This window comes from uncultured Psychroserpens sp. (assembly GCF_947503375.1).
In the GTDB taxonomy this organism is placed as follows: Bacteria; Bacteroidota; Bacteroidia; order Flavobacteriales; family Flavobacteriaceae; genus Psychroserpens.
Genome location: NZ_CANNDQ010000001.1, coordinates 276,204 through 296,730, shown reverse-complemented (window position 1 = coordinate 296,730; position 20,527 = coordinate 276,204). Strand labels below are relative to the sequence as shown.

Annotated in this window: 20 protein-coding genes and 1 pseudogene; 15 read left to right on the top strand and 6 right to left on the bottom strand. The window is 32.8% G+C overall.

What is annotated here, in order from left to right; genetic code table 11:
- Nucleotides 1-30 precede the first annotated feature (30 nt).
- The 8 genes from sufD to Q0876_RS01220 all read left to right on the top strand — a co-directional run bounded on the left by sufD (nt 31) and on the right by Q0876_RS01220 (nt 6,961).
- Nucleotides 31-1,344: a Fe-S cluster assembly protein SufD gene (gene sufD, locus Q0876_RS01255; protein WP_299223220.1), complete on the top strand. Its 1,314-nt coding sequence runs from the start codon at nt 31-33 to the stop codon at nt 1,342-1,344.
- Complete coding sequence (locus Q0876_RS01250; protein WP_299223219.1) at nt 1,344-2,582, top strand: aminotransferase class V-fold PLP-dependent enzyme; 1,239 nt, start codon at nt 1,344-1,346, stop codon at nt 2,580-2,582. The genes sufD and Q0876_RS01250 overlap by 1 nt, the downstream gene beginning before the upstream one ends.
- Nucleotides 2,583-2,637: 55 nt before the next feature.
- Nucleotides 2,638-3,126, top strand: coding sequence for a hypothetical protein (locus tag Q0876_RS01245; RefSeq protein ID WP_299223217.1), 489 nt, complete (start codon nt 2,638-2,640; stop codon nt 3,124-3,126).
- A 53-nt stretch (nt 3,127-3,179) separates the two neighbouring features.
- A complete protein-coding gene (locus Q0876_RS01240) occupies nt 3,180-3,602 on the top strand; it encodes a SufE family protein (RefSeq protein ID WP_299223943.1) in 423 nt (140 codons plus the stop codon).
- Between the two features lies 1 nt (nt 3,603).
- The gene (locus tag Q0876_RS01235) at nt 3,604-3,927 is read left to right on the top strand and encodes a DUF59 domain-containing protein (RefSeq protein WP_299223216.1); all 324 of its coding nucleotides are present in this window, start codon (nt 3,604-3,606) and stop codon (nt 3,925-3,927) included.
- Between the two features lie 10 nt (nt 3,928-3,937).
- Nucleotides 3,938-5,377 carry a hydroxymethylglutaryl-CoA synthase gene (locus tag Q0876_RS01230; RefSeq protein ID WP_299223214.1) on the top strand — a complete coding sequence of 480 codons (1,440 nt, stop codon included), beginning with the start codon at nt 3,938-3,940 and terminating at the stop codon, nt 5,375-5,377.
- Between the two features lie 4 nt (nt 5,378-5,381).
- On the top strand, nt 5,382-5,888 hold the full coding sequence (locus Q0876_RS01225; RefSeq protein ID WP_299223212.1) for a DUF2480 family protein: 507 nt from the start codon (nt 5,382-5,384) through the stop codon (nt 5,886-5,888).
- Between the two features lie 137 nt (nt 5,889-6,025).
- Nucleotides 6,026-6,961 (top strand): DUF3078 domain-containing protein, encoded by a 936-nt coding sequence (locus Q0876_RS01220; RefSeq protein WP_299223210.1) that lies wholly within the window; start codon nt 6,026-6,028, stop codon nt 6,959-6,961.
- Between the two features lie 67 nt (nt 6,962-7,028).
- On the opposite strand, the gene Q0876_RS01215 is transcribed toward Q0876_RS01220, so the two are convergent.
- On the bottom strand, nt 7,029-7,718 hold the full coding sequence (locus Q0876_RS01215; RefSeq protein WP_299223208.1) for a hypothetical protein: 690 nt from the start codon (nt 7,716-7,718) through the stop codon (nt 7,029-7,031).
- 68 nt (nt 7,719-7,786) lie between these two features.
- On the bottom strand, nt 7,787-8,590 hold the full coding sequence (locus Q0876_RS01210; protein WP_299223206.1) for an NAD(P)-binding domain-containing protein: 804 nt from the start codon (nt 8,588-8,590) through the stop codon (nt 7,787-7,789).
- A 109-nt stretch (nt 8,591-8,699) separates the two neighbouring features.
- Here Q0876_RS01210 and Q0876_RS01205 point away from each other — a divergent pair, with 109 nt between their 5' ends.
- On the top strand, nt 8,700-9,167 hold the full coding sequence (locus Q0876_RS01205; protein ID WP_299223204.1) for a CBS domain-containing protein: 468 nt from the start codon (nt 8,700-8,702) through the stop codon (nt 9,165-9,167).
- 1 nt (nt 9,168) lies between these two features.
- Here the strand turns inward: Q0876_RS01205 and Q0876_RS01200 are convergent, their stop codons facing one another.
- Genes Q0876_RS01200 through Q0876_RS01185 form a run of 4 tightly spaced genes read right to left on the bottom strand, consistent with a single transcriptional unit; the run spans nt 9,169 to nt 10,781 of the window.
- On the bottom strand, nt 9,169-9,609 hold the full coding sequence (locus Q0876_RS01200) for a hypothetical protein (RefSeq protein WP_299223202.1): 441 nt from the start codon (nt 9,607-9,609) through the stop codon (nt 9,169-9,171).
- A gap of 7 nt (nt 9,610-9,616) precedes the next feature.
- Nucleotides 9,617-9,859 (bottom strand): hypothetical protein, encoded by a 243-nt coding sequence (locus tag Q0876_RS01195; protein WP_299223200.1) that lies wholly within the window; start codon nt 9,857-9,859, stop codon nt 9,617-9,619.
- 43 nt (nt 9,860-9,902) lie between these two features.
- Nucleotides 9,903-10,253: a hypothetical protein gene (locus Q0876_RS01190; protein WP_299223198.1), complete on the bottom strand. Its 351-nt coding sequence runs from the start codon at nt 10,251-10,253 to the stop codon at nt 9,903-9,905.
- A 3-nt stretch (nt 10,254-10,256) separates the two neighbouring features.
- Nucleotides 10,257-10,781: a DinB family protein gene (locus Q0876_RS01185; RefSeq protein ID WP_299223197.1), complete on the bottom strand. Its 525-nt coding sequence runs from the start codon at nt 10,779-10,781 to the stop codon at nt 10,257-10,259.
- A 380-nt stretch (nt 10,782-11,161) separates the two neighbouring features.
- On the opposite strand from Q0876_RS01185, the gene Q0876_RS01180 reads away from it, so the two are divergent.
- From Q0876_RS01180 to Q0876_RS01155, 6 genes and pseudogenes are all read left to right on the top strand, one after another.
- The gene (locus Q0876_RS01180) at nt 11,162-12,289 is read left to right on the top strand and encodes a T9SS type A sorting domain-containing protein (RefSeq protein ID WP_299223196.1); all 1,128 of its coding nucleotides are present in this window, start codon (nt 11,162-11,164) and stop codon (nt 12,287-12,289) included.
- A gap of 14 nt (nt 12,290-12,303) precedes the next feature.
- On the top strand, nt 12,304-18,591 hold the full coding sequence (locus Q0876_RS01175) for an RHS repeat-associated core domain-containing protein (protein ID WP_299223194.1): 6,288 nt from the start codon (nt 12,304-12,306) through the stop codon (nt 18,589-18,591).
- 17 nt (nt 18,592-18,608) lie between these two features.
- Nucleotides 18,609-19,349 (top strand): hypothetical protein, encoded by a 741-nt coding sequence (locus Q0876_RS01170; RefSeq protein ID WP_299223192.1) that lies wholly within the window; start codon nt 18,609-18,611, stop codon nt 19,347-19,349.
- Nucleotides 19,350-19,625: 276 nt separating this feature from the next.
- A pseudogene (locus Q0876_RS01165) lies at nt 19,626-19,790 on the top strand (single-stranded DNA-binding protein); the annotation flags it as partial.
- 1 nt (nt 19,791) lies between these two features.
- Nucleotides 19,792-20,076: a helix-turn-helix transcriptional regulator gene (locus Q0876_RS01160; RefSeq protein ID WP_299223190.1), complete on the top strand. Its 285-nt coding sequence runs from the start codon at nt 19,792-19,794 to the stop codon at nt 20,074-20,076.
- Nucleotides 20,057-20,389 (top strand): single-stranded DNA-binding protein, encoded by a 333-nt coding sequence (locus Q0876_RS01155; protein ID WP_299223188.1) that lies wholly within the window; start codon nt 20,057-20,059, stop codon nt 20,387-20,389. Before Q0876_RS01160 ends, Q0876_RS01155 begins: the two co-directional genes overlap by 20 nt.
- The last annotated feature ends 138 nt before the right edge of the window (nt 20,390-20,527 follow it).

Genomic DNA, 20,527 nt, shown 5'->3' with positions numbered 1-20,527 from the left:
GTTCTGTTAACCTAACAGAAATTTAAAAAGATGGATTTAAAGGATAAATTAGTATCGTCATTTATGGCATTTGAGAATTTTGTAGATGTAGATGCTGCAATTCATGATGTTCGTAGTGAAGCGATAAAAACATTTGAGATACAAGGATTTCCAACAAAAAAGGACGAGGCTTGGAAGTATACATCACTAAATAGCATATTAAGACACGATTATAGTGTGTTTCCAAAGGAAGAGAATGCACTAGAATATCATGATGTTAAAAAGTATTTTATTCACGATATAGATACTTATAAGATTGTTTTTATTGATGGTAAATATTCGTCACATTTGTCACAAACAACACACGATGGTATAGATGTGTGTTTAATGTCGGCTGCGTTATCAAAGCCAAAGTATAGGCTTATCATTGAAAATTATTTCAATAAAGCAGCTGCAAAAGATAGCTTAACCTCTCTAAATACTGCATTTTCTCAAGAAGGCGCTTACATCCATATCCCAAAGAATAAAGTAGTAGAAAAGCCTATACAGGTTTTACATTTTTCAACAGGAAACGAATCTGCTTTAATGTTACAACCTCGAAATTTGATTGTAGTTGATGAAAATTCTCATGTACAAATCATCGAGCGTCACCAAAGTTTGACCGATAACCCAATTTTAACAAACAGCGTTACAGAGGTTTTTGCTAATAAGAGGGCTATTATTGATTATTACAAAATTCAAAACGACAAAGATAGTGCATCACTTATTGACAATACTTTTGTCAAACAAAAACGAGAAAGTCATGCATCGGTACATACTTTTTCATTTGGAGGTCAATTGACACGTAATAATCTCAATTTTTATCAACAAGGAGAGCGTGTAGATTCAACTTTGAAAGGTGTTACTATTATTGGTGATAAGCAGCACGTAGATCATAACACGCTAGTACATCATATTGAACCTAATTGTGAGAGTCATCAAGATTACAAAGGTATTTTTGGAGATAGATCAACAGGAGTTTTCAACGGCAAGGTTATGGTAAATAAAGAAGCTCAAAAAACAAATGCATTTCAAGCCAATAATAATATCTTATTAAGTGACAAGGCATCTATTAATACCAAACCTCAATTGGAGATTTTTGCCGATGATGTAAAATGCTCACATGGTTGTACTATTGGGCAATTAGATGAAAGCGCTATGTTTTATATGAAATCTCGTGGTATTCCGGAAAAAGAAGCGAAAGCATTATTAATGTTTGCATTCAGTAATAATGTACTAGATTCTGTAAAAATCCCCGAAATAAAACAGCGCATTACCAAACTTATTGCCAAAAAATTAGGGGTTAACCTAGGGTTTGATTTATAATGAACGATACAATAAACCATATCAATTTTGATGTAGAAAGCATTCGTAAAGATTTTCCAATTCTAAATAGAGAAGTTAACGGAAAACCTCTAGTCTATTTTGATAATGCAGCAACATCACAAACGCCTCGACAGGTGATTGATGTTATTGTTGATTATTACACAAATTACAACTCTAATATTCATAGAGGTGTGCATTCGCTTAGTCAAGAAGCTACTGATCTGTATGAACAGGCTCGTTTGAAGATACAAGAACATGTTAATGCCAAATACAACCATGAAATTATATTCACTTCTGGTACTACTCATGGTATTAACTTGGTTGCTACAGGGTTTTCAAGTCTATTAAAACCTAGCGATGAAGTTTTGGTCTCTGCTCTTGAGCATCATAGCAATATTGTACCATGGCAAATGTTATGCGAGCGTACTGGAGCACTTTTGAAAGTAATTCCGATGAATGAAGAAGGAGAACTTGTTATTGATACTTATGAAAATTTGCTTTCAGAACAGACAAAATTGGTTTTTGTTAATCATATTTCAAATGCATTAGGAACAATTAATCCTATAGAAACAATTATTAAAAAAGCGCATAAAGTTGGTGCAGCCGTTTTGATTGATGGGGCTCAATCTTGCCCTCATATCAAACCAAATGTTCAAGAGTTAGATGTTGATTTCTATGTCACTTCAGCACATAAAATGTGTGGCCCAACAGGTGTTGGTATGCTTTATGGTAAAGAAGAGTGGTTAAGAAAATTGCCACCCTATCAAGGTGGTGGCGAAATGATTGCAGAAGTAACATTTGAAAAAACTACTTATGCAGATTTGCCTCACAAGTTTGAGGCCGGTACACCTAATATCGCTGGTGGAATTGCCTTTGGTGCTGCAATCGATTATATGAATAAGGTAGGTTTTGATGTAATTGCTACTTACGAGCATAAGTTACTAGAATATGCAACAGCGCAATTACTTGCTATTGATGGATTAAAAATATATGGTACCGCAAAAGAAAAAACAGCTGTAATTTCTTTTAACATAGAGCATATTCATCCTTACGATATTGGTACCATTCTCGATAAAATGGGTATTGCTGTTCGAACAGGTCATCATTGTGCACAACCTATTATGGATTTCTACAAGATTCCAGGCACGGTTAGAGCTTCCTTTGCATTTTATAATACAAAAGCTGAAATAGATGCTTTAGTACAAGGGGTAAAGAAGGCAAAGATGATGCTCTCGTAAATTTTGGCTTCTTTTTTGTATACTTACAATATACAACACTTAAAACTTAGAACAGATGAAGACATTAATGTGTATATTAGCTATGATTTTTTTAACTAAAGAATGCGAACACAAAGGCACACAAGCAGTAGCTGAAAACAATTCAATTGAAGAACTAAGAGTTGCTAGTGTTACACAAGATAGCCTTACATTTACCTATAGAGCGTCAACGAGAGGCTTTTTCGAAATCATTTGGGTAAATAAAGATTCTATTTCTTTTGCAAATGAGAGAGATTTTAAAGACAAGAAATCATTTGCCTATTCTGAAGAAGATTGGAATGAACTTATGATGATATATAGTACTGTTGATGCCTCTCAATTATCAGAATTAGAGCCACCTTCAACAACATTTAGACATGATGAAAAACCTATGGCAATTTTATTTGTTGATATAGCAGATGAATCCTACAGAACTAAGGGCTTTGATCATGGAAAGCCTCCAAAACATATCAATACCCTTGTTAATAAACTGTTATCCATAAAAGATAAGGTGGTTAAACAATAGAGATGTTGTATTTTTGTAACTTAATTTGTTTCAAAAGCTATTAAAGTATGGATATGACTATTACTGAAATACAAAATGAAATTATTGATGAATTCGGTATGTTTGATGATTGGGAAGAACGTTATCAATACATGATCGATCTTGGAAAAACCTTACCACTAATTAACGAGCAGTACAAGACCCAAGACTATATCATCAAGGGCTGTCAGAGCAAAGTCTGGGTCCATGCAGAGATGAATGATGATAAAGTTAAATTTACTGCAGATAGCGATGCGATTATTACAAAAGGTATTATAGCCATTTTGATTAGAGTGTTTTCTAATCAGCATCCAAAAGATATTATTGAAGCAAACACAGATTTTATAGATAAAATTGGTTTAAAAGAACATTTGTCTCCTACAAGAGCTAATGGCTTAGTGAGTATGATAAAACAATTAAAGATGTATGCCATTGCATATCAAACACAATTAAACTAACATGGAAACAACGATAGACACAAATGCTCTTGGTGAAAAGATAGTACGAGTTTTAAAAACAATATATGATCCTGAAATTCCTGTTGATATCTATGAATTAGGCCTCATCTATGATGTTTTTGTAAATGAAGATTATGACGTCAAGATCTTAATGACCTTAACAACACCAAATTGCCCTGTTGCTGAAACACTTCCTTTAGAAGTTGAAGAAAAGGTTAAATCATTGAATGATGTAAAATCAGCAGAAGTTGAAATTACTTTTGATCCACCTTGGAGTCAAGATCTTATGAGTGAAGAAGCAAAACTGGAACTAGGAATGTTATAATACGATTACTATGAGCACTACAGGAATTGATGCTATAGCTTTTTATGTGCCTCAGCTTTACGTCTCTATGGATAATCTCGCTGAAGCCAGAGGAATACCAGCTGAAAAATTAAAAAAGGGTTTAGGACTACAAAAAATGTCAGTACCAAATATTGGAGAAGATGCTGCTACATTTGCTGCTAATGCACTTATTAATCTTATCACTCAAAACAATATAAACCCAAACGAGATTGGTCGTGTATACTTAGGAACAGAAAGTGCTATTGATGGTTCGAAACCTACAGCTACTTATGCTGTTGAAATAGTAGAAAAAGAGCTCTCTAATATTTATGGAGCACGCAGTTTTAAACATTGTGATATCTTAGATATGACTTTTGCCTGTGTTGGTGCAGTAGACGCTATGCACAATAGTCTTGATTGGGTCAAACAAAGCAAAGATAGAAAGGCGGTTGTAATTGCCTCAGATTTATCTAAATACGACATTAATTCTACAGGTGAATACACTCAAGGTGCAGGAGCTGTAGCGGTACTCATAACTCATAACCCTTCTATTATAGAAATCAATGATATTTGGGGAGTGGCTTCAAAAAGCGAAGGCGATTTTTTTAAACCAAGACGTTCTTATAAAAAAACAGATCTATTAAAAGCAGTTTTCAAAGAATTGAATTTAGAAGCTTCAGATGAAAAGATAAAAGAATTCATTACAGCTACAGATTCTGAATTTTGGTCAGATAATAACGAAATTGTTGAAGTTTTTAAAGAAGAACCAGTATTTGATGGTCAATTTTCAAATGCATGCTACAGCAACCGAATTACTGAAGCCTTAGATCATTTCAATACTCAGAAACCTACAGCTTTTAATACCGAGTGGCACCAAATCGTATTTCATTTACCATATGCATTTCATGGGAGACGTATCATTTTTGATAATTGGCTGCAATGGATTGAAGGCACTTCAATATATAATGCTTTAGAAGATGAAATAGGAAAACGAGATGATTTAGATAAGAAAGAATGGACTAAAAATGCCTATAAGTCAAGTTTATATAACAATTTTATTGCATCAAAGATTGCTTCTAGTGAACTTGCCTCTTCTGAGATAGGTAATATGTATACAGCGTCAATTTTTATGTCTTTACTTAGTTTTTTGTCTCAAAGTCTAAATACCTCAAAAGACATTTCGAATACAACAATTGGCTTTATTTCCTATGGTAGTGGCTCAAAATCAAAAGTCTTTGAAGGAAAGGTCAGACCAAACTGGAATACAAAGATAGAAGCTGTTAAGTTATTTGAATATTTAGAAAATAGAAAATCTATTGAGGTTCAAACCTATGAAGATTTGCATCGTTCAAAAATAGACCATCCAATTTTTAACGGAAGCAAAATTTCATTAGATTACGTTGAAAGTGATCAAACCAATTATGGCTTAAGACGATATAGTGTAAAGTGAGATTATGGCAGATGAAATTATAAATAGAGTTGCATCAAGTAAATTAGTCGTCGTAGATCTAGAAGACTACTACCCTCAAGAAAAACGATTAGTTTTTGATATTAAAGATTGGCTATACGAGGGCTTTGTTTTGCGTGAAAAAGAATTTAGACAATATGTTAAAGACCATGATTGGTCTCAATACAAAAATCATTTTATTGCTTTAACCTGTACCACAGATGCTATTGTACCAGCATGGGCTTATATGCTGATAGCAATAGAATTAACTCCGTTTTCAAAAAAGACAATTATAGGAAATCTAACCAATCTTGAAACTTCAATCTACCAAGATATAATTGACAACTTAGATCTTAAGACCTTTATTGATAAGCCAGTAATTATTAAGGGTTGTTCAAATAAACCTGTACCAGAAAACGCATATATCATGCTCTCTGAAAAACTTAAGCCAGTAGCCAAATCTATTATGTATGGTGAAGCTTGTTCTTCTGTTCCACTTTTCAAAAAAAGATAGATCACATAGTGGTGACCTGTACATGTAAAATGGGTCTCAAAGTTGCCGTAATAGCAATCAAATTCATTTAAATTGTTGGTGTTCAAACGACTAATGAATTATATTTGCATTTAATAATCAATTTTAAAACTAGAATAATGACTAAAAAATTACTTTTTACAGCTTTATTAACACTATCAATGGTATTTGGGTTTTCTCAAACTAAAGAAGAATTACAAGCCCAAAAAGCAGAAAAACAAGCAGAAGCAGATGCAGCTCAAGCAGAAGCAGATGCTTTACAAGCTCAAATAGATGCGCTTCCAGGATGGCGTATTGGTGCTTTTGGTACAATTGGTGGTAGCTTATCAAACTTTAATAACTGGTATGCCCAAGGGGCACCAAACAACTCATCAGGAAATATAGGTTTTACAGTAAATGGGTATGCAAATTTGATTCAAGAGAAGTTTTTCTGGAGAAATGCATTAACGACTAATTTGAATTGGACAAAATTAGATAACGAAGATATAGATACCGATAGTGACGATTTTGAACCAACAACAGACGTATTTAATATCTCTTCTCTATATGGTAGAAATATTACTAAAAAATTAGCGGCTTCTGCACTAGCTGAATACCGAACTACGATCTTAGATAATTTTAATGATCCAGGATATTTAGATGTAGGTATTGGTGTTACATGGACACCAATACAAAACCTTATCGTAGTGGTTCATCCATTAAACTATAACTTTGTATTTGCAGATAACGACGCTGTTTTTGAATCGTCTTTAGGAGCAAAGATCGTTGCAGATTATACCAGACAAATAGGTGCAATTAACTTCAAAACTAACCTTTCTGCATTTCAGAGTTATGAAGACGGAGACCTGTCTAACTGGACTTGGACAAACTCTTTTAGTTATACGCTGTGGAAAATGATTGGTGTTGGTTTTGACTTTGGATTAAGAAACAATAAACAAGAAGCTTTAAACTTTGCACTTGCACAGTTTGATGGTAATGGTGATACACCTACATTTGATAATGTTGATAACGATCTACAATCGTATTGGACTTTTGGTCTTAGTTATAAGTTTTAAATTAAAAAACAGATATAAAAAAAAGCGCCTTAATCAGGCGCTTTTTTTATCTTATTGATTTGAGTATTTATTCTTTCGAGGTCTTTTTAGAAACCAATGCATCTTTACTTAATTGTGCTAGATTGAAATTAGCATCCATTGTTATGGCTTCATCGAGCAGAGCTATTGCTTGATCTAAATTATCGGTTTGATTCATATTGAAAATAATTAAAGCCTTCATATAAGTTAGTGCTGCTTTTAGTGACACTTCATAAGGCCTTTGCGACTCATAAAATGCACGTTTCATATCTTCTTTTACGTTAGCTAAGCCATATTCTATACTTGCTTTAGCTCCAGCGAGATCTTGCGTTTGAACTTTTAGATCGGCAATTTCGTATGCTAGATATGAGTTGGGTTTTCTTTGAAATAGAATTTCATAAAACTCAAGTGCTCTTGCAGGTTGGTTAACACCTTTCAAAGCAAGAGCTTTCACTTCAGTGTTAATATCAGAATCAGTAGTACTCTTATCAATACCAATTGTATTCAATGCTTCTAAATTTCTACCTTCAGAAACATAAATGTATGCTAAGGTATCTAATCTAGCTTGGCTTGGCTGTAATAAATTGAGATGTGTCATTGCATTGATAACACCTTGTACATCGCCTTGGCTTTTCATTTGTTGATAATACCCTTCAAAATGTTTTAAAAGTTCGCTTTTTGTTTGTCCTGCCATGCTCATAGAACTTATTAAAATAGCTAGGCATATTAATTTTTTCATGTTTTTTGTATTTAATGTGTCAAAACTATAAAAATAAATAAAACGGAATCTTAAAAAGATGCTAATTATTACAGTTTTACTTTAAATCTATAACCCAAAATCTGTTCCAATTTTGAACTATCAATAATTTTTCCTTCACTTTTTCTTGTCATATCAAATTTTGGTGGCAATAAACCCTTAGTTTTACAAATAGATGTATAATAGCGCAATCGTGAATGATGTGTTGTAGATGCGTTGAAGGTCTCATTCCATATGCCTTGTTCTATGATAGATAAAATTATCAAAATACAGTCGGTTTGGTGAATTAGATTTACTGGAGCATTTGGATTTTTTATATCTGTTTTTCCTGAAAGATAATTAGCAGGATGCCTATCATTACCATATAAACCACTAAGGCGTAAAATGGTTGTGTTGAAATGTTTATTATCTTTAAAAAGGACTTCTGCATTTATAAGCTGTCTTGCCGAAGGTAAAGATGAGGTTGGGCTTAGTTCAGTAATTCTAGGGATTGATACATCATCATTATATATAGACGTTGAACTTATGAAGATAATATTTTTAATTGTACCCAATTCTATGTATGGAATAAGATGTTTTAATTGCTGTACATAATTCTTTTTAGGGTCTTTACGCAAACCAGGAGGTATGTTAATAATTAATGTTCTACAATTGTTAAGACACATTTCAATATTGCCTGTAATACCATCTGTAGATAATTTGATAATATAACCTTCAATACCACTAGAAACGAGATTGTGGAGTTTTTCAGAGCTAGTAGTTGAGCCACTTACGTTATAACCTTCAGGCATTAATTTTTTAGCTAGAGAAAAGCCTAACCAACCGCAACCTATAATAGAAATGTTTTGGTTCAATAGTTTAATTTTAAAAGTACTGAAAAGTACAAATTAATCACCTGATTGTAGCTCTAGTATAATTCACTTATTTTCAGTAACTTTAAATTCATCGTAAAATAAATGGGTTATGGGTATTAAAAGTTTTCAAGGCGCAAGGAAGCAACAACAAAACACAGCTGAGGCTCCAGCATTTAAAGTAAGTGATTTTATGACTCGTGATTTAATTACTTTCAAGCCAGAGCAAACAGTTGAACAAGTGATACAAACGCTTATTAAAAATAAAATTTCTGGCGGGCCTGTAGTTAATAGTAGTAATGAATTAATTGGTGTAATTTCTGAAGGTGATTGTTTAAAACAAATAAGCGAAAGTAGATATTACAATATGCCAATGGAACAACACACTGTAGAGAACAGAATGGTTAAGCATGTAGAAACTATTGATGGCAATATGAATGTATTTGATGCTGCAAATAAGTTTTTAGAATCTAAGATTAGACGTTTCCCAATCGTAGAGAATGGAAAATTGGTTGGTCAGATTAGTCAAAAAGATATTTTGAAGGCTGCTATTGAATTAAAAGGGCAGAACTGGAAATAGTTTAGAGTTTGATTGATTTCTTTCTAACTTCTGGTAAATCAGTTATAATTAATTTTTGTTTATCTGTACTTTCTAATGATGCAATTTTCGAATAAGGATATTCAGGAATGGGCTCGCTAAGCGTTCTCAATTTTGCAATTCCAGCAACGGTTATTGTTTCGCCAATTTCTTTGATACCTTCTTTAAATCGTATCCTTTTATTGAATCCAAAAAATGTATGTGGATCAATATGATACGATTCTAAAATACGACATAACCTTGGTGTTGGATCATTAAATGATCCTGAAGATTGCTCCTTATCTTTTACCAAATGACAGATGTAGTTTTTGTTGTAATGTTTTGGATGTACAATTGCGAAATCGCTTTCAGTTTCTATAAAGAATTCTTGACTTTTTTCATCTTTAACTAAGATTTTCCAACTTGTACTTTTTCCTGAACTCACGCGTTGTTCAATAGTTATTTGATAAAAATACGTACGCTCTATTGGTGTAAGGTGCGATTAAAGGGGCTTTGACATGTAATGCCTTACCTGTTACCTTAGATAATTTATTTGTTTTTAAACTTGAAGTTGGTTTATTAGGTGTTTTCGTTAGCGTTCTAATAATTACATTTTTATCATTAAAGTAATAGGATACAAAACCAATAATCGCAAATGCAGAAATAAATACAATAAGAATAATTGGGCCGTTCATGGTTAGTTGATATAATATATCTCTTTAAAGAACATTGTTACATTTAGCTTTCACGTTTAACCAATGCATAGTAATCACCCTCAAGAGGCAAATACCCTTGATCGTAAACAAAATAATATACGGTTCCTGCTTTTGTTGTATAAATGCTTGTAAAGTAATTAAAGTCGAATCCTTTTTCTATGAGCTTCGCTCGTGATACTTTGGTTTTTTGGTTAGGATTAAGCGCCTCTAAAATGCGGTAGTTTTTTCGCAACCAATTATTAGTGTTTCTAACTAAATTTTTAGTGTCTTTATTTATGGTATTGTTGTAGGAATTACGGCAAGCATCACTGCAGAATTTCTTATCGATTCTCCCAGTAATTTTTTCATTGCATTCTAGACATTGTCTTTGCATAATTTAAGGATTTAAAATTGGAAGATACGCAACCCAAGGACCCACTTCGGTCTTATACTGTTTCGCCATTACTCGAGCTATTTGGGCGATGTGTCCTAAATCGTGAGTAACCCAAGTTGCTAATAACTGAGATAAGGTGATTTGACCAAGTTCAGGATGGATTCCTATCAATTGTAGTTGTGCTTCAGTTAATTCTAATTGCTTTAATCGTTTTAGATTTGTATTTCGTAATATTTTAAATTTTTTGAGAAGCTGAATCAACGACTTGTTTTTTGAAGCTTCAAACTGAGCAAATCTATCGAAAGGCTCAAATGTCTTTTCTTCAGCATCAGACAGTATAACCTCTAATCTGATCATCCAATCTGTTTTTTCGCCATGAATAAGGTGTCCAATAATGTCAAAAGCGCTCCAAGATTCTTGCCCTTCGTTGCAGTATATCCATTCGTCTGGAAGCTGACTTAAAAACGACGCTAGAGTTTTCGGTGTTTGTTTAAGTATTGCTATGGCTTTATCTGTATTATATTTCATGACCACAATAAAGATAACTGTAAATTCTTAATTTATAATTAAGCAAGTAAAATTATGTATCATTTTTGAATAGCAAAAAATGATATAAATGTTTTTATACGACCTAATTTAATAGTCACCTCATATATACTCTAGCTTTAAGTATTAGAAACGATTTTAATAATAGATGAATAAACTGTAAATAATAAAAAAAATGATAGTTGTCATAATAAGTTCTCATTTCTTTTCATAGATTTGAGTAGTTCTTGAAAACTTCTCCCTATCAAGAATAATTAATTAATTCCTGTTTGACGACAACCTAGTATTCCTCAATTCTAAGCCTTTTTGGTTTAAGAAGCGTGGTTGCATTTTAATAATTTAACATCAAAACTGAATTAATTATGAATTTACGATTATCCTATTTTTGTTTGTTTGCTCTATTTTATGTACTAAATACGAGCTTTTTTTATTCTCAAAATTTATTAGACTCTTCGACTTGGACTATTGGTTCTGGATCAGTAGCAGGCTTCAATCAAAGTGGAAGCACAAGTGAGAATATAAGAGAATTAGGCCCAGACCATCTTGGGCATAACGTTGTGCTTTGGAAAGCCGTACCTGACGCCTCAGGAGGAGGTTCAGATGGCGGATGGAATACTCCTTATCTTAATATTGATAACACTAAGACCTATAGGTTTACAGTATGGATAAAGAAAACAAACTCAATAAATGGGGTAACATTTTTTGGAGCTAAGAGCTACTCTTCTGGAACATATCATACCTTAACGTTAAGTGGTGGTCTTCAAACGAATCCTTATTTTTTTGCAGGTGATCTACCTATTTTAGACAGATGGTATCTGTTAGTAGGTTTTGTTCATCACAAAAATTACTCGTCTTCAATTCATCAAGGTAAACTTTACGATGGAGTAACTGGTGAAGTGGTTCAGTCTTTAAATGATTTTAAGTTTAAAAACACAGCAACAAACATTTTGCATCGTGCTTATTTGTCATACAATTCAAACACATCTAATAGACAATTTTTTTATGATCCAAGCATAGAGGTTGCTGATGGTAGTGAAACACCGATTAATGAATTACTTAGTATTAATACAGATTCAAAATTGATTTTCGCATTTGACAATTCAGGAAACCAAAAACAGCGATATTATTGTCCGATTCCTGGATGTACCATTCCTACACCTCCTGCTGGTAGACAACGTGATCCGAATAATACCTCTGCAAAGAAAGAGGTTATAGTTGAAGAAGAGACATCATCACTTCAAGATGAAATGATATTATATCCCAACCCAACCCGTGGGATTGTATCAATAGCTCTTAAGTCTAATCTAGATATAACATTATCAGATGCGGTTAGAGTATATAATAACTCAGGAACATTGGTTCGTGAGATTCCTAGTAAATCCAAAACAGAAATGAAAATGGATTTAACCAACTTACCAGTTGGGACTTACCTCATTCATGTTCATATGAGCAATGGCGAAATTGTTACTAAAAAAATCATCAAAAACTAAAGACCTAAGAACCAATGAAAAATAGTATATATATAGTATTGATTTGCTTATTTATTTACATAAGCAATACAAATGCTCAAGGAAAAAAAACCATCCCTAATATTGGAGATACGTTCACTTATGAGCAATTGAATGTTTTAGAAGAGGAAAGTGGAAATCTCGAAATAACCGGAGTTAAAGCGACAAAATCTACCTCAAGCAGTATGAGTGTGAGATCTACTGGTGCAGGTGTAGGAGAAACTTTAGGAGAACTTTCTGTCTCGTTAACTGGAGGAGCAAAGTATAATATTCCTATTGCGGTACCTCCAGGAATTAATGGTGTTATTCCTGAGGTTTCAGTATCATATGATAGTCAAAGCGGTAATGGTCTAGCTGGTTATGGTTGGAATGTTAGTGGAGTATCTGTAATATCAAGAATTCCTTCTACCAATTTTCACGATGGAGAAATTGATGGCATAGATTATGATAATATGGATAGATTTGCCTTAGATGGGCAACGTCTAGTACTTAAAAGTGGAACGTATGGCGGAAATGGAGCTCAATATGAAACAGAAGATTTTTCTAATCTTAAGATCACATCCCATGGCACATCTTATTTTGGGTCTAATTATGGACCTTCGTATTTTATGGTTCATTTTCCTGATGGTTCAAAAGCTAAATATGGCGGTAATTTTGATAAGATAACACATGTGAGTTACGCTATAGCTTACTGGGAAAACCCTCAAGGTGTAAGAATAAGCTATCAATACTTAAAGAGTAATAACTCATTATCCATATTTAAGATCAAATATGGTAGTATGAATGCTAATACTCCAATTAATGAAATTCAATTTAATTACACCACTTCAGGTAGAGAAAGGTGGGAGCAATCCTATATTAATAATGTGTCATTTGAAAGAAGAAATCTCTTAAAAAATATTGAAGTGTATAGTGAAGGTGTACGCTATAGAAAATATGCATTTACACATAATACTACACCACTTGGATATGATAGATTGACCTCTGCAACAGAATACAGTGGAGATGCAACTGCATCTCATTCTTCTATAAGCTTTGATTACGATACAACAAGTTCTTCTGTTAATTATAATGGATTAACAACTGATCTAGGTCTTATTAATATAGAACAAAGAAATGCAAAAACAGTTTCTTTAGATTTGACAGGAAATGGAAAGATGGACTTTTTAGTGTATCCAAATACGAAGAATAAGTTTTGGGTATTTAAAGATATTCAAAGTAGTGGAACCAATTATCCTTGGTTAGTTAATTCAGGTACATTTGAAGCTATTTTTCCAACAACAGCGTTAAGTTATCAAAATAAAGTGTTATCAGGTCAAGGTTTAACCGTAGTACAGAATAGTACCGGGAATCAAGTGCAGTTAAAGGTTTACTCCAAAGCACCTCCTTCATCTGGTGCTCCAATAAGCTATAATTACACCAAAACGTGGAATTCACCTATGATTACAACATCTATTAAAAAACCTCATGATTACATCTCTGGTGATTTTGATGGAGATGGATTAACAGATGTATTAGCAGTAGGAAGACGTTACACTCATAATTCTACTACAGTTAATTACAAAAATGTGTACTTTATTAATTTAGATAGAAACATTACTAGTGGCTTTTCAAACCTTGCTGGTTCTTTACAGCTACAAGTCGGTCAGAATGATAAATTACATGCAGGCGATTTTAATGGAGATGGTAAGACCGACCTTTTACATGTAGCTGCTGGGAAATTATATGTATATGGATTAAACAGTAACAATACAATTAGTTTGTTGTGGCAAAAAAATGATTCTGGTATTAATTTGAATGACCCACTTTATTTAGGAGATTATAATGGAGATGGCAAAACAGATTTTTTAGATCCTACAACTAATGGAAGTTATAGCTTTAGAACATTTTTATCAACAGGAACAGCTTTTGCAATTCAAACTAGAACTCAGCCATTTAAATACGTAAAGACCAATTGGAATGGAAATAATGGAGTGCTTTCAGGTTATAATTTGATTCCGTTGGATATTAATGGCGATGGTAGAACAGATATTGTTGAGTATAATACAACTACATATAACTTTAGTACCAATGGAACACAGGTTATAAAAATTTATAATAATAAAGGAATGGTCGATAATTCATCTCCAGGTCAAATAAAATTTACTTACGGTGGAACAGCAACAAAGACAGGCAACCTGAAGCATTTCCCTATTCCTGTATATTTAACATCTGACCAGCCTAACAAAAATTTAGATTTTGCATCAATAAGCAATAAATGGGTTACGAACTTTTCGTTTACACAAGACCATAGAGAAGATGTTTTATTGCGATCAGTAAACAATAATGGTATAAAACACGATATTGAATATAAAAATCTAGATCCTTCAGCTATGAATAGTAGCTATATGCAAGTGTATCAAACAGTATCGGAGGAAATATATCCATACATAGATTTAAATATTGCGCCAGGTTTTAGGGTGGTAAGTATGATTGAACGTTCAAGTTCTACAGCCGGATTTAATTTAACGCCCACTAAAAAGTTATATGTTTATTATGGAGCAGTATATAATACAGATGGTTTAGGTTTTTTAGGGTTTAAAGGTGTCGCCCGAAGTAACTGGCATACAAGTAATTCTGATAGAATATTTACTGTTTCAAAACATGATGTAAGTTTAAGAGGAGCTGTTACAAATCAATATACATTAGCAAATTACGTTACATTTTATGTCCCATCATCTGGTTATATTACCAAAACGACTAACCAATATAGTTCATCATTATCAAGTAATAAGATGTTTAAACTATGGATGAACTCTAGTCTAACACAAAACAATATAGATGGCTCGTATAGTAATGCAATGTATCAATATGATTCTTATAATAATCCAACAACAATTACAACGAGTTATTTAGGAGGAAGTAGCTTTGAAAGTATGACCTATAGCAATAATACAGGGTCTACTTATTACATAGGTAGACCATCCACTAGAGTGGCCACCTCAATCATAGGAGGAGAAACGTTCACTAGTGAACAACAATATATCTATACAGGTTACTTGTTAACCCAAAAGAAGTTAAAAGGAAATGGTACACCATTTGACATTGAGAACTTCCAGCATGACACGTTTGGAAATGTTACTAAAAAAACAATCATACCTAATGGTGAATCTCCTAGAGAGATAGAGTTTGAGTATGATATTTCTGGACGATTTTTAACTAAATCAATTGATATTCAAGATTTAGAGACCAATTATGAATATAATACGACAAATGGTAACTTGACTTCAATTACCAACCCTTTTAGTCAACAAACAATTTATGAATACGATGCTTGGAACAGACCTATTAAATCTATTGATTATTTAGGAAAGCGATACGAAACATCTTATACTGAAGATTCAAATCATTTTTATAGTGTTTTAAATCAAGGTGAAGATGGTAGTGAATCAGAAGTTATATACGATCCATTAATGCGAATATCTAAAGTTAAAGAGAAAAATGTTTTAGGTCAATGGACAAATATTAGCTATGAGTATGATGCCATAGGTCGTTTATATAAGAAGAGTGAACCATATTCAGGAAGTAGTAGTCCTTCACAATGGAATGAAACTACCTACGATTTATACAGTAGACCAGTAACACATTCATTGTATACAGGGAGAATTATCAATATTACATATAACGGATTGTCTACTACAGTTAATGATGGCGTTAAAACCGTTACTAGTCTAAGAGATGGTATAGGTAATACCACATCAGTTACCGATCCTGGAGGCACAATAAATTATACCTTCTATGGGAATGGGAATATTAAAAACTCAAATTATGACGGTGTTGTAGTTTCTGTTGAACAAGATGGATGGGGACGTAAGACCAAATTGATAGATCCATCAGCTGGAACCTATAAGTATACCTACAATGGTTTTGGAGAACTTATAACTGAAATTTCTCCTAAAGGCACAACAGATTATACGTATTCAACTACAGGTCAGTTGCTTACTAAAAACATCTCTGGAGATCTTACAGACATGACTATAAATTACGGATACCATCCAACTCATAAATCATTAACATCTATTTCTGTTACAAGTCCAAATTATGGTGCTGCAACAGAATATAGCTATACCTATGATAGTGATATTAGATTAACCCAGATGGTTGAATCTAGTGAGTTTGCTAAGTTTGAGAAAAAGTACACTTATGATTCTTTTGGAAGAGTAAATACGGAAGAAAATTATGCTAGATTGCATGTAAATGGAAAATCTAGCACAAAAAAGGTAAAGCATGAATACCAAAATGGTGTATTGAAAACCATAAAAGATTTCTCAACTAATAATAATATTTGGAATGTTACAGGAGCAAATGCAAGAGGACAATTGACATCAGCTGAATTAGGACATAGTATTATTCAAAGTAATAGCTATGATGCTTACGGATATTTAACTCATAAACTCACCTCAAAAGATACAGGGTCTACATTACAGGTCGCCATGCAATTAACTACAGATTTTGACGTTCAAAGAGGTACATTGAATAGCAGAACTAATAGCATGTTCTCTTGGTCTGAAACATTTGGTTATGACAGCCTAGATCGCTTGGTTACATTTAATGATAATAATGGAAATAATAGCAATACTTATGATGATTACGGCAGAATAACATTCAATAATGGTGTTGGAGATTACAACTATTCTGGGACGTCGTATCAAGTAGACAATATTGAATTAAATAATCAAGGAGATCTATATTATCAACAAAATACGCTAGAGCAGATTAAGTATAATGCATTTAAAAAACCTTTTGAGATTAATGAGGAAGGGAAAGAGAAAATTTCATTTCATTACAATGCATTTATGGGCAGATCTAATATGTTTTATGGCGATACAGAATCGAATTTATCAAACCGAAACAATCGAAAACACTATTCTTTTGATGGGAGTATGGAAATTAGTTATGATGATAATCTAGGAAAAACTACTTTTGTAACTTATATAGGAGGTGATGGTTATACAGCACCTGCAATATGGCGTTCTGAACAAGATGGTAGTGGAACTGATCAACAGTATTTATATCTACACCGTGATTATTTAGGTAGTATCTTACTTATCACAGATGAAAATGGAGATGCTAAAGAGAAGCGTCATTTTGACGCTTGGGGGAATATTGTTAAGTTAACTGATGGAAATGATATTGCACTAGATAAATTAACTCTTTTAGATAGAGGATATACTGGTCATGAGCATTTGCAAGGCGTAGGTCTAATACATATGAATGGTCGTTTGTACGATCCAAAGCTAAAACGCTTTTTGTCTCCAGATCATTTTATTCAAGACGTTAGCAATACACAAAACTATAACCGTTATGGATATGTATTAAATAATCCACTAATGTATGTAGACCCAAGCGGAGAAACAACCGAAGACCCTGGAGGATTAAGCTCTGGCGCACAAGTTGGGATTGGAGCAGCTTTAGCTAGCGCCTATGCCTTTTTAAAAGACTTAGATTTTAGAGGCTTTAGAAACTGGGTAGGCAGAAATTTCCAAAGCGCCGTTAGAGATGTGAGTAACTTTTTTAGAAACATTGGAAGAGGTGTTAAAAAGTTTTTCCAAAAAATATTTGGAGGTGGTAAGGTAGCTCCAGTTGAATATAGTAATTATGAAGGCTTGTCTAATGATCCAATGGCTGGTCCAAGTACAAATATACCTACTGCATTTTTTGGTGGTGGAGATTCTGGCTCCAGTAATATAGGAATTGAACAAGAACTGACTCCAATTGAGGCAATGTTAAAGAAAGCAGGATATAACTATACCTATTCAGGGTTAGTTGGTGCTAGTGAAGCATCAGCAATGGATATGATCAATAAAATTCCCGAATTAAAACATATGTATGAGTTTCATGGAAAATCACCAAGAATTTACGTAGACCCTTTTGGAGATCAAAATTATTACAGCGACAAACACTTTATACAACTAGGAGGTGATGCTTTTAATAGAGGTTTTAAAGGGCTGGCAGGCACATTATTTCATGAGTCATTCCATGCCTTTCAAGAGAAATCGGGTTTTGTAATGGAATTGAGAGAATTGTTTGATTTTTGGAAGCCTAATCACAAGCATAGCATACTTGAAGATGTCCTAGAAGTTCAATCATATAATTATGCATGGGGCTTAGGTGGTGATAGAACAGAGGCAGGAATAATTAGATATAATTTTCATAAGAATAATATTATGGAATATATTAATACGTCCAATAATCAACAGAGAATTGATTTTTTGAAGAGCATCCTTAATGAGTTAAAGTATTAAATAAAAATCGTAATTAAATGAAATATTATAAAATAATTATTGTTATAGTGACACTATGTTTCTCTTGTGATAGAAAGCAAGGTATAGAATTGTCAATTTTAAACGAATCATTAGTTTCTTATATTCCAAAAGACACCATACATAGGCGAATAACCATTAAAAAGAAGCAATATCAAGATTTAGCTAACAATAAATTAAAGTTCAAACTTGAGAATAAAAGCAATCAAGTTTATATGTTAGTTTTTAGTAATGAAACTAAAAATTATTTTCCAAGCGATTTTATGTCATTAGGGCTCAATAATTTAGTATTTACAGATGAAGACGGGAATTCTCCAAATTATTCTAATACATCTGCAAATGCAGATGTATTATTTTACCATCAAAAGACCTACCAAGATAGTATTGTAAAAGAATTTTATGATAATATAGGATATAAAAATAAATCAGATTCTTGGAAAAGTAAAAGTGCTGAAATTTCTAAGTCAATACTTGTAATTCACCCAAATGAGGTTGTCTATTTTGAAACCTATAGTTATTTGCCAAATCATTGGAATTCTATTACAGGTGATTATGGAGGCGTCAATTTTGAATACAATAAAAAATATACTGCTAAATTGCAATTTAGCTTACATAGCTATGAAGATGTAGATGAATATCTCACAGACCTTCAGAAAAAAGAAATTAAAGAAAATAACTATAAAGTATATGATGGAGAGCTTATTTCAATTAATAAGGTACCTGTAGACTTTGTAGAATAAGTTTTATTGATTAATACCTTAAAAGAATAATTGTAAGCTAATAATAGCTACTGTTTTTGATAACAGTAGCTATTTTATGGGTTAATTCAAACAGATTTAATAAGTATGTAGTTCCCTTACTAAGGGGAATTTAAGTCATTTACAAACGACAACAAACATTTACAAACGAATTTAAGTAGGTAACTACCGACTAATCTTTGAAAGCTGACTCATATTTGCAGTGTCGAAACATAAGAACTCGATAGTATTAACTGTTTAACATTAAAATTTAAAATTATGAACACGCTTAGAAACAAAGTACAGTTGATTGGTAACTTAGGAAATGATCCAGAAATCATCAATTTAGAATCAGGAAAAACATTAGCTAAGTTTTCAATAGCTACTAATGAAAGTTATAAAAATGCTCAAGGTGAAAAAGTAACAGATACACAGTGGCACAACAGTGTTGACCATTTGTGACATAGAAATGGAAGCTTCAGCTCCACTACCTAAAGGCTATCCAGTTAATCCTAGGACTTTAGGGGACTACTTAAAACAGTACAGAATTGATAATGGCTACACAGCCTTTGAAGTATCACTTGAGTTAGAGGTTTACGAATCCACAATACATAAATGGGAAGGAGGTGACTCAAAACCTACTCCAAAAAACAAACAAAAAATAATCGAGTTTATGGGGTACAACCCTATGCTCACAAAAACTGAATATCATGAATACATTAAGAAATAAAGTGCAATTAATTGGAAGATTAGGACAAGATCCAGAAATTGTTACATTAGAATCAGGAAAGAAATTGGCGAAGTTTTCATTAGCTACAAATGATACTTATAAAGACGCTACGGGAGAGAAAGTAGAGAATGTTCAATGGCATAATCTAGTTGCTTGGAATAAGACAGCCGAGATTATTGAGCAATATGTTACAAAAGGAAAAGAAATTGCTATAGAAGGGAAGTTAACTTCAAGAAGCTATGATGATAAGGATGGACAGAAAAGATACATTACTGAAGTTGTAGTTAATGAGTTGTTGATGTTGGGGAAATAACAAAATAGATTCAAACTGCAAAAGTCTTTAACGTCGACGTTAAAGACTTTTGCAGTTTGATATATTTATCGGTGATAGTTTGTTTTTAAATTTTAGTTTTTAAGTATAAGGTTTGGTTGTAACTATCATATTAGTATA

Coding starts and splice junctions, on each gene's coding strand:
- sufD (WP_299223220.1), top strand. CDS start 31: ATGGATTTAAAGGATAAATTAGTATCGTCATTTATGGCATTTGAGAAT.
- Q0876_RS01250 (WP_299223219.1), top strand. CDS start 1,344: ATGAACGATACAATAAACCATATCAATTTTGATGTAGAAAGCATTCGT.
- Q0876_RS01245 (WP_299223217.1), top strand. CDS start 2,638: ATGAAGACATTAATGTGTATATTAGCTATGATTTTTTTAACTAAAGAA.
- Q0876_RS01240 (WP_299223943.1), top strand. CDS start 3,180: ATGACTATTACTGAAATACAAAATGAAATTATTGATGAATTCGGTATG.
- Q0876_RS01235 (WP_299223216.1), top strand. CDS start 3,604: ATGGAAACAACGATAGACACAAATGCTCTTGGTGAAAAGATAGTACGA.
- Q0876_RS01230 (WP_299223214.1), top strand. CDS start 3,938: ATGAGCACTACAGGAATTGATGCTATAGCTTTTTATGTGCCTCAGCTT.
- Q0876_RS01225 (WP_299223212.1), top strand. CDS start 5,382: ATGGCAGATGAAATTATAAATAGAGTTGCATCAAGTAAATTAGTCGTC.
- Q0876_RS01220 (WP_299223210.1), top strand. CDS start 6,026: ATGACTAAAAAATTACTTTTTACAGCTTTATTAACACTATCAATGGTA.
- Q0876_RS01215 (WP_299223208.1), bottom strand. CDS start 7,718: ATGAAAAAATTAATATGCCTAGCTATTTTAATAAGTTCTATGAGCATG.
- Q0876_RS01205 (WP_299223204.1), top strand. CDS start 8,700: ATGGGTATTAAAAGTTTTCAAGGCGCAAGGAAGCAACAACAAAACACA.
- Q0876_RS01195 (WP_299223200.1), bottom strand. CDS start 9,859: ATGAACGGCCCAATTATTCTTATTGTATTTATTTCTGCATTTGCGATT.
- Q0876_RS01190 (WP_299223198.1), bottom strand. CDS start 10,253: ATGCAAAGACAATGTCTAGAATGCAATGAAAAAATTACTGGGAGAATC.
- Q0876_RS01185 (WP_299223197.1), bottom strand. CDS start 10,781: ATGAAATATAATACAGATAAAGCCATAGCAATACTTAAACAAACACCG.
- Q0876_RS01180 (WP_299223196.1), top strand. CDS start 11,162: ATGAATTTACGATTATCCTATTTTTGTTTGTTTGCTCTATTTTATGTA.
- Q0876_RS01175 (WP_299223194.1), top strand. CDS start 12,304: ATGAAAAATAGTATATATATAGTATTGATTTGCTTATTTATTTACATA.
- Q0876_RS01170 (WP_299223192.1), top strand. CDS start 18,609: ATGAAATATTATAAAATAATTATTGTTATAGTGACACTATGTTTCTCT.
- Q0876_RS01155 (WP_299223188.1), top strand. CDS start 20,057: ATGAATACATTAAGAAATAAAGTGCAATTAATTGGAAGATTAGGACAA.